Annotated in this window: 9 protein-coding genes and 1 other RNA gene; 8 read left to right on the forward strand and 2 right to left on the reverse strand. The window is 69.2% G+C overall.

All coding sequences use genetic code 11. The annotated features are described in order from the left end of the window. Window positions 1-2: 2 nt before the first annotated feature. Complete coding sequence (locus RIA68_13725) at window positions 3-1,196, reverse strand: nucleotidyltransferase (protein MEQ8318502.1); 1,194 nt, start codon at window positions 1,194-1,196, stop codon at window positions 3-5. 900 nt (window positions 1,197-2,096) lie between these two features. Between RIA68_13725 and RIA68_13730 the strand changes: the two genes are divergently transcribed. From RIA68_13730 to RIA68_13755, 6 genes are all read left to right on the forward strand, one after another. Next, window positions 2,097-2,702 carry a hypothetical protein gene (locus RIA68_13730; protein ID MEQ8318503.1) on the forward strand — a complete coding sequence of 202 codons (606 nt, stop codon included), beginning with the start codon at window positions 2,097-2,099 and terminating at the stop codon, window positions 2,700-2,702. 114 nt (window positions 2,703-2,816) lie between these two features. Then, window positions 2,817-4,070 carry an FG-GAP-like repeat-containing protein gene (locus RIA68_13735; protein MEQ8318504.1) on the forward strand — a complete coding sequence of 418 codons (1,254 nt, stop codon included), beginning with the start codon at window positions 2,817-2,819 and terminating at the stop codon, window positions 4,068-4,070. A gap of 162 nt (window positions 4,071-4,232) precedes the next feature. After that, window positions 4,233-5,978: an integrin alpha gene (locus tag RIA68_13740; protein MEQ8318505.1), complete on the forward strand. Its 1,746-nt coding sequence runs from the start codon at window positions 4,233-4,235 to the stop codon at window positions 5,976-5,978. 156 nt (window positions 5,979-6,134) lie between these two features. Continuing rightward, on the forward strand, window positions 6,135-7,589 hold the full coding sequence (locus RIA68_13745) for a right-handed parallel beta-helix repeat-containing protein (protein ID MEQ8318506.1): 1,455 nt from the start codon (window positions 6,135-6,137) through the stop codon (window positions 7,587-7,589). A gap of 33 nt (window positions 7,590-7,622) precedes the next feature. After that, window positions 7,623-8,102 carry a GNAT family N-acetyltransferase gene (locus RIA68_13750; GenBank protein ID MEQ8318507.1) on the forward strand — a complete coding sequence of 160 codons (480 nt, stop codon included), beginning with the start codon at window positions 7,623-7,625 and terminating at the stop codon, window positions 8,100-8,102. Between the two features lie 3 nt (window positions 8,103-8,105). Further along, window positions 8,106-10,568 carry a UvrD-helicase domain-containing protein gene (locus RIA68_13755; protein ID MEQ8318508.1) on the forward strand — a complete coding sequence of 821 codons (2,463 nt, stop codon included), beginning with the start codon at window positions 8,106-8,108 and terminating at the stop codon, window positions 10,566-10,568. Here the strand turns inward: RIA68_13755 and RIA68_13760 are convergent. Next, on the reverse strand, window positions 10,565-11,587 hold the full coding sequence (locus RIA68_13760; GenBank protein ID MEQ8318509.1) for a hypothetical protein: 1,023 nt from the start codon (window positions 11,585-11,587) through the stop codon (window positions 10,565-10,567). The genes RIA68_13755 and RIA68_13760 overlap by 4 nt on opposite strands. Window positions 11,588-11,630: 43 nt before the next feature. On the opposite strand from RIA68_13760, the gene rnpB reads away from it, so the two are divergent. Further along, an RNA gene (gene rnpB / locus RIA68_13765) (RNase P RNA component class A) lies at window positions 11,631-12,078 on the forward strand. A gap of 67 nt (window positions 12,079-12,145) precedes the next feature. Next, entirely contained in the window at window positions 12,146-13,600 is a 1,455-nt protein-coding gene (locus RIA68_13770; GenBank protein ID MEQ8318510.1) for an NAD(P)/FAD-dependent oxidoreductase, read from the forward strand. Window positions 13,601-13,603: the final 3 nt, after the last annotated feature.

The raw sequence follows: 13,603 nt of genomic DNA on the forward strand, positions 1-13,603 counted from the left end.
AGCTATCCGTTGCTGTGGAACGTGTTGTCACGAACCCGCCGGCCGTGCCCGCTTGCAGAGGCACCCGAGCCGATCGAGAGCGCGCCACCACCGCCAACAACCAACCGGCCATCGTCTCGCGCCTCGTTCAGTTCACTCATGAGGTCGTTGTACGCCTTGGCGACCACGCCCTGGCCGGCGAACTTGGCGAGCTTGGGCTCGATGCTCAGGCGCTGTGTACCCGACCCTGCCGCATCGACTACCTCCCAGCGCATGTCCGAGATCATCCGCGAGAATCGGTCGTAGCACTCATCGGACATAGCATCGGCGAAGTCTTCGTCTTCGTTGGTTGGATTGGGCACGGCGACGCGATGCGGGTGCGCCGACTTGATGTCGTGGTCCATCGCGCCAAGCACATCGACCAGTCCTACACCAAGGTCGGCCTGTCCCCTATAAGCGCGGGCGGCCATGGTCGTGATTAATATCGACGAGGGCATCTCCTTCTCGCCGAGGAACTCCTGGTTGCGTCTGTGCTTAATGAGCTGGACGATCTTGCGGAGCGGCGCTTTGGCGTACACCGGCTCCCGGTGCGGTGCCGGGTCCATGGACGCCTGAGCCATCGAACGTCCAGTGGCCTCGCGTACGACGCATTGCGCGTCGAACCACTCGGCAAATCCGGTGGGATCGGTCTCCTTATACGTGTCCCTTGGCAGCTTGCGCTGCGTCCACGTCCGCTTGTCTGGGATCAGGATGCCCGTCGCGCTCTGGGCCCGGTCATCGGGGGCGGCCGGGATTACGTCCAGGTGCATCCGGTCGTCTTCGAAACCAAGACGGAGGCAGCGGCCCTTCTCCTCGACGAGATCGCCGTACTCGTCGTGCAGAACAAGCCGATCGCGGATTCTGTTGTAGAGCGTGTTAGCGTGCGTGGCGTCGGCATCGACGTTGAGCTGGCACACCAGATCGATGTCGTATTCGGCCGCCTCGCCGTCCTCCCCCATCGGTCGAACCGTTGTTTGGAGCAGCATGGACCCCTGGGGGTAGATGCGAGGCTCGTAGGGCTCGAGTTCCGAATCGGTCTCGTCCAGCCAACGGCCAACCTTCTCGTAGACCTTGGTGGCTCGATTGTGCTGCGTGTCCGTAAGTTGGATGCGCTCGACGATGCGGTTGAGCATGTCGTTCAGGGTGCCCGGATCGGGGCGTTCGATGCTTATCTTCATGGCGTGGGGGCCTCATGGACGTTCGGTTCCACCGAGCCCCGCCGCCAAGCCCCCACGGAGAGGCCCACCGCCTTGGCCCGCCCGGGCCCCGTCCTTACGGCCCGCGGTCGCCGGCAGCGTCGCCAGCGAGTGCGAGCCCATCGTGCAGGCCGCGTGCCGAGCCGGGCCATGGCACGTCCATGCAACAAGACCAGCCTCACGCCTCGTGAGGGCCGATTCTCAGCAATGTTGGTAATCTGTTGCGCTTGCCAAAACCCGATCGACGCCATCACCACCCGCCAGAATGGCAGGTACGCGCTCGGATAGCCGGGAAATGTCAACCCTGTCGGGTCAGAACAATATCGACCAATGCTCCACAGTCAATCAACACGGACGCAACTATTTTCCCCAATTGCGCCGGATGAAAGGATAAAGGCCTTGGGACGCGATGAGTCGCCCCCCGATCATCCTGCGACCGCCCGCAGCGCCGCGCCCGCGGCCTTCCGCCGCCCATCCACGCCCGAGAACACCGGTGACGGTCCTTCCGTTAACGCTAACGGTCTTTCCGTTACAGCCACCCGTCGTTCCGTCACAGCCAACGGTTCTTCCGTCACAGCCACGCGTCCTTCCGTCACCGCTGACGGTCCTTCCGTTAACGCTAACGGTCTTTCCGTTACAGCTAACCGTTCTTCCGTCACCGCTAACCGTCCTTCCGTCACCGCTGACGGTCCTTCCGTCACCGCCATCCGAGCTTCCGTCACCGCCACCCGTCCTCCCGTCTCGGCCGCGTAGAACGAGCCTGCCTTGGATCTCGGCCTGGGGGCCGTTGCCGGTGTCGCGCCGGCGGGACACCGGCCGAAACGCCCCCGCCCGACCCGCGCGTAGGCTCCGCCAGGAGTCCAGAGACGAGGAGACGAGACGATGCACGGACAATTGGTAGTTGGGGCGGCGGCGACGGCCGCCGTGGTTCTTGGTGCGCCGGCGCTGGGGCAGACCGGCGGCGCGTTCTTCGAGGTCAGCAACGACCTGAGCCCGGCGACGCCCAGCGCGACGGTGACGCTGTGGGTACCCGTGCCCGACGGGCTCTACGCCGTCGCAGGGGTGGCCTTCGACGCCTTCGCCGATCCGGCGTCGAGCGCGGCGCTCGACGCACGCTGGTCGGACCCGATGCGGGCCAGCGGCTTCGATGCCCCCGGCACGAGCGACGGCGTCGTTACCCCCGATGGACTGGCGGTGCTCGGAGCGCTGTCGGGACAGTTGAACTTCCCCGCCGCAGGCGTCTTCGCCGACCCGAGCGACCCGATCGCGGTGTGGAGCGCGACCATCTCGGTCGACGAGTTCACGCCCCGAGGCGTCGACCTGCGGACCGACATCACGCGCTCCACGTTCTACGTGAGCGAGTTCTCGGGCTCGTCCGTCGACCGGATCATCGGCGAGGCGCGCGCGACGGTGGTGGTCGTGCCCGCGCCCGGCGTGGGCGCGCTGCTCGTGCTGGCGGCGGGCCTGGGCGGCGTCCGCAGGCGATAAGGTCGCCCCCCGCGCGGAGCGATGAGACCCCGCCACGGAGCGGCCCGCCGCCAGTTCGTTGGCCTTGCGTCGGTGGCGATCTTCCGGTATGCTGGTGGCGTGAGGAGATGCCGCATGAAGAGAGCGTGCCGCGCGCATGCCGCGTTCAGTGCCGTTTTGCCCGCCGTTTTGCCCGCCGTCCTGCCGACCGTTGTCACAGCCCTGGCGGCGCTGCCCGTGCTCGCCCTGGCGCCCAGCGCCGCGGCCCAGGGGTGCGACCTCACGCAGACCTTCGCGCCCGAGGTGCGCCTGGGCGTGGGCGTCGTGCCCTACTCGGTCGCCTTCGGCGACCTCGACGGCGACGGCGACGCCGACCTGGCCACGGCCAACGAGATCAGCGACGACGTGAGCGTGCTGCTAAGCAACGGCGACGCGACCTTCGCCGACGATACGCTGATGCTCGCCGGCGACGCGCCCATCGCGGTGGCGATCGGCGACCTGGACGGCGACGGCGACGGCGACCTGGCGGTGGCCAACAACGCCAGCAACGACCTGAGCGTGCTGCTGAACGATGGCGACGCGACGTTCGTCGAAGACGCGCGCTACCGCGTGGGCAGCCGTCCCATCTCGGTGGCGATCGGCGACCTCGATGGCGACGGCGACGGCGACCTGGCGGTGGCCAACTCGGGCGGCCTGAACGCCAGCGTGCTGCTCAACGACGGCGATGGGACGTTCGGGCCCGACGCGTTCTACGGCACCGGCGTGTTCCCGCAATCGATCGCCATCGGCGACCTGGATGCCGACGGCGACAACGACCTGGCGACCGCCAACCGGGAGGGCATGACCGCGAGCGTGCTGGAAAACAACGGCGACGGGACGTTCGCGCGCGGCGTGCCCCTGGCGGTCGGCGACCGGCCCAGGTCGGTGGCGATCGCCGACCTGGACGGCGACGGCGACGCCGACCTGGCCACGGCCAACTCCAACACCAACGACGTGAGCGTGCTGCTGAACCGGTGCATCGTGCTGCCCGAGATCACCGCGCAGCCGGCGCCCGTCGTGCTGCTGCCCCCGGGCGGGGGCGTCGCGGAGTTCGCCGTCGGCGCGATCGGCTCGGCGCCACTGAGCTACCAGTGGCGGCGCGACGGCGTGCCGCTCGTTGACGGCGGCGGCGTCTCGGGCGCCTCGACGCCCACGCTGACCATCGACGCCAGGGCCGAGGACATCGCGTCCTACGACGTGGTCGTCAGCAATCCCTCGGGCAGCGCGGCGAGCAACCCGGCGGTCATCGCCGTGCGCGTGCCGTGCCGGGCGGACTTCACCGGCGACGGCGTGCTGGACATCTTCGACTTCCTGGCGTTCCAGAACGCGTTCGGCGCCGGCTGCCCGTAGGAGGCGGCGTGCTGAGGCATCGTCGGTGCACGCGCGGCCAGCAGCGGGCGCTTTGTCGATTCTTCACGCGCCTCTTGGTGCGTTCATCGTGGGATTCGCCCCGGTTCGTGGTATGCTCGAATGGAGAGTCCGCCGGAACGCGTTGGCAAGGGAGGGTTGCAGATGGACACGCGATGTGGTCGCCGGTTGTTGGGGTTTGTTGTGGTCGGGTCGCTGATCGTTGCGTGCGCGTCCGGCGCGTGGGCGCAGGGCGTGCTCAGCGAGCCCTTCGATCCCATCGAGCAGCTCTCGGGCGTCGACGGGCGCAACGGGGCGGTGTTCGATGGCGTGGCATCCCGCGATGGCGTCGGCGATGCCGTCGCGTTCGTGGGCGACGTCGACGCCGACGGGATCGACGACGTCGCCATCGGCGCCGGTGGTGCCGGCGCGGGCGGAGAGACGTACGTGCTGTTCGGTCGCGGGCCGACCGCCGGCGGCTCGCTGCAAGGAGAGATCCGTCCCGGCGACCTGGACGGCGTCCTTGGGTTCCGGCTCATCGGACCGGATAGCAGCAGCGGATCCGTCGTGGTGGCGGCCGGAGACTTCAACGGCGACGGCATCGACGACCTGGCGGTCAGCGATCCCTTCGCCAACGGGGCGGCCGGCTCGCGCTCGGGCGTGACCTGGGTGGTCTTCGGCCGCGCCGGTGGATTCCCGGCCGACGTGCGCCTGTCCGAGCTCGACGGCAGCGACGGGGTCGCGCTGGCCGGCATCGGCGGCAGCGGCTCGTCGGTCTCGGCGGCCGGGGACGTGAACGGCGATGGGCTGGGCGACCTGATCATCGGCGCGCCGCGGGGCGTCGGCGAGGCTTACGTCGTGTACGGCTCGCGCGACGGCTTCCCGGCGTCGATCGACCTCACCATGCTGGACGGCGTGAACGGATTCCGCCTTGTTGGCGCGTCGCGCGAGAGCGCGGGCCAGTCGGTCGCGGGCGTGGGCGATGTTGATGCCGATGGCGTTGACGACGTGGCCGTCGGTGCGCCCGAGGCCGACGTGCGTGCGGCCGGGGGCCAGGGGCAGACCTACGTGGTCTATGGCCGCGCGGGCGGGTTCCCGGCGATGGTCGAGCTCCCGCGACTCGGCGCGGACGAGGGCGCACGACTCCTGGGCGATGTCCAGTTTGTTGCCAGCGGCAGCGCGGTCTCGGCGGCGGGCGACTTCAACGACGATGGCATCGACGATCTCGCCGTCGGGGCCGCGGCCTGGGGCCCCGACACCGCCAGGGGCAACGGCGCGTGCTACGTGGTCTACGGCGTTGCCGGCGGGCTGCCTCCGGTGTTCGAGTTGTCGGATCTCGACGGCGACAACGGCTTCAAGCTCGTCGGCCCGCGCGGCGGGGCCAACCTCGCCAACGCGATCGCATCGGTCGGCGATATCGATCGAGACGGCGTGGACGACCTGCTCATCGGCGCGGCGGGCTCGTACGACGGTGCTCGTCGCACGGGCTTCGCGTACCTGGTCTCGGGTCGCTCCGGCGGTGGGTTTGGCGCATCGGTGGACATCGAGACGCTCGTGGGTCGCGGCGTGGTCCGGTTCCAGGGCGAAGAGACGCAGGACGCGGCCGGCAGCGACGTCTCCGGCGGCGGCGACGTCAACGCCGATGGCGTGCTCGATCTGATCATCGGGGCCGCCGACGTCGACGCCGGCGGCGTCTTGAACGCGGGTCGGGCGTACGTCCTGTATGGTCGCGATCCGAGCCGCTGCGTTGCAGACTTTGACGGCGACGGCACCCACTCGGTCGCCGACTTCCTGCTCTTCCAGAACTTGTTCGGCGCTGGCGACCCGGCGGCGGACTTCGACGGCGACCGCGAGTTCACTATCTTCGACTTCCTCGCCTTCCAGAACGCGTTCGATGCGGGATGTCCGTAGGGCGACGGAGCTGCGCCCCGATCGCTATTAGCATGACGGAGACGGGTCGTCGGACCGCGTGGTCTCGGGTGGACCCGTCGTAAGCGCGGGTCGCGCCGGGCCACATGGGTTGGCTTGGCGTGCGACCGGCGTGGCGGATCAGGGGAGGACTTGCAGATGCAAACGCAGGGTACGAAGCCGTTGGCCGCGACCGCCATGATCATGCTGCTTGCCGCGGGCACGGCCGTAGCGCAGAGCACCATCCGAGTGCCCGGCGACGCGGCCACGATCCAGGAGGCGATCGATCGCGCCGAGAGCGGCGACGTCGTGCTCGTCGCGGCCGGCGTCTACAACGAGGCGCTGACGGTTGGCGACACCACCATTACGCTCCGCTCCGAGGACGGCGCCGACGCGACGACGCTGGACGGCGCGGGCCTGGGCGACCCCATCCTGACCACCGTCGGGAGCGTCACGATCGAGGGCTTCACGTTCACCGGCGCCGGGTTCGGTGGTGCCATTAATGCGAACGGCGGCTCGCTGGTCGTCATTGATTCGGCCTTCGTGGCCAACACCAATCGGGGAATCGACGCACTCGTCACCGACGTCACCATCCGTGGCGGATCCTTCACGGGCAACTCGGCCGCGAACGGCGGCGCGGGCGTCTACGTGCTCGGTGGCAGCCTGACCATCGATGGCGCGACGTTCCAGGGCAATCTCGGCCGCGGCCAGGGCGGGGCCGTCTCGGTCAACAGCGCGACGCTCGACGCCCGGGGCCTGGAGATGATCGACAACGGCGACGGCGAGATCATCGATAGCGGCGGCGCGGCAAGCGTGCCCACGCGGATCTTCAGAACGCTCGCCGGAGGCGCGATCTACACCAGCAACGTGAACGGACGCATCGATTCGGCGAGGATCATCGGTAGCAAGGCGGCCTTCGGTGGCGGCTTGTACATCGCCGGCGGCGGCACGCTCGAGGTCGTCAATACGCTCGTGGCCGACAGCCTCACGGGCACCGGTGCGATCTACACGAACGCCTCGGCGCCGATCATCGTCAACTCAACGATCGTCAACAACGAGGACTGGGGCATCTTCGCCCAGCGCGAGTCGCGGCCCGTCGTGCGCAATAGCGTCTTCACCGGCAACGAGATCGACCCGCGAAGCATCGAGATCGGCGGGCCCGGCATCGTCGACGTGGCCTTCTCGGTCATCGACGGCACCGCCTCGGAGACGATCGGCGATGGCGTGATCTTCGCCGATCCGCAGCTCGATGACTCGTTCGCGCCGCTGCCCGGCTCGCCCGCCATCGACGCGGGCGATAACGCGGCCGTTCCCAGCGGCGTCACGATGGATCTCTTCGGCGGCGACCGCTTCGTCGACGACCCCGCCACGCCCGACACCGGCGCCGGCACCGCCCCGATCGTCGACCTCGGTGCTATCGAGTTCGCCGGCGGCCAGGCCGGCCCGTGCCCGGCCGACTTCGACGGCGACGGCGAGTTGACGCTGTTCGACTTCCTCGACTTCCAGAACGCGTTCGACTCGGGCGACGCCCGGGCCGACTTCGACCAGGATGGCGAGTTGACGCTGTTCGACTTCCTGGCGTTCCAGAACGCCTTCGACGCCGGCTGCTCCTGAGACGGCGTGACCCGCACCGTCCAACGATGGTGCATGGGCATCGACTATCAGATCCTCGGCCCCGGCGACGCCTCGGTGTTGCACCGAGCACCGCCGGGGCTGTTCGATTTCCCGATCGACTCGGAGCAGACGGCGGCGTTCCTCGGTGATCCGCGGCACGAGATCATCGTGGCGATCGATGCAGCGACGGACAGACCGATCGCGTTCGTGAGCGCTAACGGCTATCTGCACCCCGACAAGCCGCCGCAGGCGTGGATCAACGAGCTGGCGACGCTGGAGGCGTATCGCGGCCGGGGCATCGGGACCGCGCTCGTGCGACGCATGCTCGGACTGCTGGCCGAACGCGGCTATCGCCAGGCGTGGCTGGCGACCGAGCACGACAACGCGGCGGCGCGAGCGGTGTACCGGAAGATCCTGCAGGAGCGCGGCGGTAGCGAGGACCCGGCGGTGGTTGTCTACGAGTATCCACTGAAGAGAGCCGACAACCCGGGGGCACGAGGTGACGTAAGCTGAACCATGACCCAGCCCCACGCCACGGAAGGCGCCATGACCGAGCCCAACGCCCAGCCCCACGACCACAACCCCTACGACCCGCACACCTACGGGTCAGGGCACGATGCCGATGCCGATCCCAACGCAGACCCGCTGCTGGCAGACCTGACCGAGAACCAGCGGAGGGCCGTGCTGGCCACCGAGGGGCCCGTGCTCGTGCTGGCGGCGGCGGGCAGCGGCAAGACGCGGGTCATCACGCGGCGCATCGGGCACCTCATCCGGCTGGGCGTGCCGGCGTGGTCGATCCTGGCGCTGACGTTCACCAACAAGGCCGCCGCCGAGATGCGCGAGCGGGTGGGCGTGCTGCTCGAGGGGGCCGAGCCGGGGCAGGCGGGGTACGACCCGAGGCGCACGCGCGGGCTGACCATCGGGACCTTCCACAGCCTGTGCGCGCGGCTCCTCCGCCGATACGCCGACGACCCGGCACTAGAGTTCCTGAAGCCCGACTTCACGATCTACGACACGTCCGACCAGGTCGCGCTCATGAAGCGGACCATCAAGGACCTCAACCTCAACACGAGCAACTGGGCTCCGAGGAGCGTCTTGAACGCCATCAGCGGAGCCAAGAACGAGTTGCAGGACGCCGACGCGTACGCCGCCAACGCGATGGACTTCTACAGCAAGCAGGTGGCGCGCATCTACTCGGCGTACCAGCAGGCGATGCGGGCCGCGGGGGCGGTGGACTTTGATGACCTGCTGTTGCTGACCGCGCGCCTCTTGAGGAAGAGCGACGCGGCCCGAGCAGAGCTCCGCGAGCGCTGGCAGTACCTGCTGATCGACGAGTACCAGGATACGAATCGCGCCCAGTTCGAGATCGCCGCGTTGCTGGCCGGCGAAGCGGGCCAGGACGGCCGCGGCGAGGCGGGCCCGAACTTCTGCGTCGTGGGCGACCCCGACCAGTCCATCTACGGCTGGCGCGGGGCCGACATCAGCAACATCCTGGAGTTCGAGCAGCAGTACCCGGCGTGCGAGGTCATCCCGCTGGGCGAGAACTTCCGCAGCACGGCGCCGATCCTGAAGGCCGCCGACACGTTGATCACCAAGAACGTCCGCCGCAAGCACAAAGACTTGTTCACGAAGCGCGAGGGCGGCGACGCGGTCGAGGCCGTGCTGTGCCAGGACGAGCGTCACGAGGCCGAGCTGGTTGCCGACTGGCTCAAGGCTCGCGCCGAGGACGGGCTCGAGTGGCGCGACATGGCGGTCTTCTACCGCACCAACGCGCTCAGCCGCGTGATGGAAGATGCGCTGCGATCGCACGCCGTGCCCTACCGCATCGCCCGCGGCACCGCCTTTTATGACCGAGAAGAGGTCAAGAACGCCATCGCCTACCTGCGGGTGGTTGCCAACCCGGCGGACAACATCTCGCTGCTTCGCATCGTCAACACGCCTACTCGCGGCATCGGCAAGACGAGCCTGAACAAGCTCGACGCCGCGGCGAACATGGCCGGCGTTCCGCTGTTCGAGATGCTCCGCGAGCCCGACAAGCACCCCGAGGTCACGGCTCGCTCGGGCAAGAGCTGCCGCGAGTTCGTGCAGATGATCGAGGGCTGGACCGGGCACGGCAGCTTCATGGGTGCCGAAGTCAGCGCGACGCTGGCCGACCTCGTGGCGCGCGTCATCGACGACAGCGGCCTGCGCACCATGTACGAGGCACGCGCCAAGTCGGGCGGCGAGGAAGACGAGAGCCGGCTGGACAACCTCGACCAGCTGATCACGGGAGCAGCGGAGTTCGAGCGTGAGTACGACCCGGCGGGCGATCCGTTCGCCTTCACCGACGCCGAGCAAGCCAGCCAGGGCAACGACGCGGAAGTGCCGCCGCTGCTGGCGATGCTCCGCGCCTGGCTCGAGACCGTCGCGCTGGTGAGCGACCAGGACGCCGTCGACGCGGCGGGTGGGGCCGTGACGCTCATGACGCTGCACGCCAGCAAGGGCCTGGAGTTCCCCGCCGTCGCGATGATCGGCCTCGAAGAAGGCACGCTGCCGCACAGCCGGGCCCGCGAGAGCGAGGCCGAGCTCGAAGAGGAGCGCCGCCTCGCGTTCGTCGGCATCACGCGAGCCATGAAGCGGTTGCTGATCACGAGCGCCCGCGTGCGCGCCGTCCGCGGCGTACCCGAGCGCACGATCCCCAGCCGATTCCTGAGCGAGATCGGCCAGGAGGGCGACGGCCACGTCCAGTTCAGCGATCGCGCCGACGACTTCAGCGACTACGGCGGTGGAGGCGGCGCCGACTTCGACCCCTGGGGCGAAGACGACGAGCCCAAGACCGCCGCCCTCAAGGTCGGCTCACGCGTTCGCCACCCCCAGTTCGGCGTGGGCAAGGTCCTGAGCTGCGGCACGGGCCCCGGCGCGCGGGCGCGCGTGGAGTTCACGGGCATCGGGGTGAAGACGCTGATCCTGGAGTATGCGAGGTTGACGCGGGTGGATTAAGCCATCGCCCGCAACGTACTCGGGCTCTCCGCCTGCCCGGTCCGCGCACTCAGCAACACCGCCGCCGCCATCGGCCCCAGGTGCTGGGCGTCCAGCGGGGGCGTGGCGCGGCCGTCGAGGAGGGGCGAGACGAACGCGACCAGCGCATCGAGCGCGGTGCGGTGCTGGGCTTCAGCCTTCGATCGTGCCCTGCGTTCGGTGCTGTCGATGGTCTTGCCCGTCGGGTCGATCCAGCGGTGGCCGTCGTCGCCAAGTTCCAGTCTCCCCGCCTCGCCCAGCAGCGTGGCCCGGCGTTGCCAGCCGCCGGCCCGGTCGCTCAGCATGATGCACGCCGCGGCACCGCCCTCGAAGCGGGCGTGGGCGGTCAGGTCGCCCGTGAGCGCGCCGAGCGACAGGCTCGCGCTCGGCTTCATTGGCCCGTTCAGCGCCGCCTCCACGCGCTCGGCCTCGCCCAGCACGCCCACGAGCAGGTCGAGCGCGTCGACCAGCAGCGCGCCCGTCGCGCCCTCTCCGGCCATGGTCGGGTCGCGGAAGCCCGCGAACATCGCGCTGCGGATCTCGCCGAAGGCGACCAGCGTTTCCTCCGCTTCCTGCGCGGCAAGGCCGTGGCGGAGCAATGGCCCGAAGCGGACGGCCTCGGTGGGCACGCGGCCCTGGATCGGCCGGTGCCAGGCCTCGGCCGCGTCGCTGGGCGGCATGGGCAGCGGCGAGAGCGTCGCGATGCGCTTGCCCTCGGCAGCGGCCCTTGCGATGGCCTGCGGCAGCGCATCGCCGTAGCCATCGCACGCGGTCGCCAGCAGCACGACGCGGGCGTCGGTGTTCAAGAGGTCGAGCAGGTCACCGGCGAACGTGGCCCCGAGCTCGTCGGCCAGCGTCGTGCCGTGAGCGCGGACGGGCGAGGCCGCGGCCGTCACGCTCGCGTCGAGCTCATTGGCGAGCGCGGCCAGCAGCGGCGCCTGCTCGGGCGTGGCCCAGATGGCCATCGAGTTGGCTCGGGAATCGGCTGATGTTTCTTCCACGCGAAGCCTCCGCGAGCCGCCGGCGTACCATGCAGTGTACGAGTGGTGCGGCCGGACGGTCGCGGGCGGGGGGAGCGATCCCGTCGTTCGAGGAAAGTCCGAGCACGACAGGGCAACGGTGGTGGGTAACGCCCACCCGTCGGATCTCGATCAGGTCGCGAGCCGGCGAGGGACAGTGCCACAGAAAACACACCGCCGATGGCGCCGCTTGCGGCGCACAGGTAAGGTTGAAATGGTGCGGTAAGAGCGCACCGCCCGATTGGTGACAATCGGGGCACGGCAAACCCCACCGCGTGCAAGGTCACGCAGCCGTCGCGATGATCTCGGTCATCGACGCCCGGCCCGGGCGGCAGGCGGCGGGTAGACCGCTGGAGCTCCGGCTCCGATCACGCCGGCAACGGCGTGGCCAGAGAAATGGCCGTCGCCCACCCCGGAGGGCCGTTCGCACCGGGAATGGGTACAGAACTCGGCTTATAGGCCGCACGCGACCACATGATGGCCCCGGGGGAGACCCTGGGGCCATCGCCTTTCGCAACGGTGCTGCCGTTACCATTCATCATGGTCGATTCCGACAAGCCCGTCCTCCTCATCGGCGCCGGTCTCGCCGGCTCGCTCCTCGCCGTCCTGCTTGCCAGGCAGGGCTTCCGCGTCGTCGTCGCCGAAGGGCGGGGCGATCCGAGGGCCAAGGGCTACGTCGGCGGGCGGTCGATCAACCTCGCGCTGTCCATTCGCGGCATCACGGCGCTCAAGGCCGCGGGCATCGCCGACCAGGTCCTTGCCGACGCGCTGCCGATGCCCGGCCGCATCATGCACCCCGAGAGCCTGACCGACGCGACGGGCGAGGGCACCGTCTACCAGCCCTACAGCCAGGACCCGGCCGACGCGATCCTGAGCGTCTCGCGCGGCGGTCTGAACGTTGCGCTCTTGGACGCGGCAGGGCAGACGCCCGGCGTCGAGCTGCGATTTGAGCACCGCTGCACGAACGTCGATCTCGACGAAGCCAGCGCGACCTTCGACACCCCCGATGGCGAGGTCACGTTGCAGGGCCGCGTGCTCATTGGCGCCGACGGCGCGTTCAGCGCGGTGCGGCAGGCCATGCAGGTCACCGACCGCTTCGACTACTCCCAGAGCTACCTCGAAGCGGGCTACAAGGAACTGCACATACCGGCGCCCCAGGACCTGCCCGACCTGCCCGACGGCGTCGCGGACGAGTTTGGCGGCTTCGCGATGGAGCCCAAGGGCCTGCACATCTGGGCCGGCCGCGGCGGCGGGGCCTCGATGATGATCGCGCTGCCCAACCCCGACAAGTCTTTTACGTGCACGCTGTTCTGGCCCTACGCCGGCACCCACGGCTTCGACGCGGTCGAAGCGCTCAGCGACAACGCCCTGCGGCTGTTCTTTGACGAGCACTACCCCGACACGCGCTGGCTCATGCCGACGCTCGTCAAAGACTTCCGTGCGAACCCGACCAGCAGCCTCGTCACCGTGCGCTGCCGGCCCTGGCGTCGCGGCAAGAGCCTCATCCTGGGCGACGCGGCCCACGCCATCGTGCCGTTCTTCGGCCAGGGCATGAACGCGGCCTTCGAGGACTGCCGCGTGTTCGCGGAAATGATCGAGAGCGCGGGCGGCGACATCGAGGGCGTCATGGACCCCTTCTGGAAGGCCCGCGTCGACAACGCCAACGCCATCGCCGACATGGCCATCGCCAACTTCGTCGAGATGCGCGAGAAGGTCGCCGACGAGAAGTTCCTGTACCACAAGAAGGTCGAGCAGGCCGTCCACGCCGAGCTGGGCGACGAGATGCCCGAGCGTGCCACGCCGCTGTACAACCTGGTGAGTTTCACCAACGTGCCCTACGCCGAGGCCCTCCGCCGCGGCCGTCAGCTCGACGACACGATCGCCCGCATCGCCTCGCTCGTGCCCAGCAAGCGGGCCAGCGAGCTCGACGCCGCGGCATGGCGCGAGCTGGTGGCCGACCACGCGCGTCGGGTCCTCGGCGGGCAGCCGGCCTGAACA

The sequence above is a fragment of the Phycisphaerales bacterium genome (assembly GCA_040217175.1).
Taxonomy (GTDB): domain Bacteria; phylum Planctomycetota; class Phycisphaerae; order Phycisphaerales; family UBA1924; genus JAHCJI01.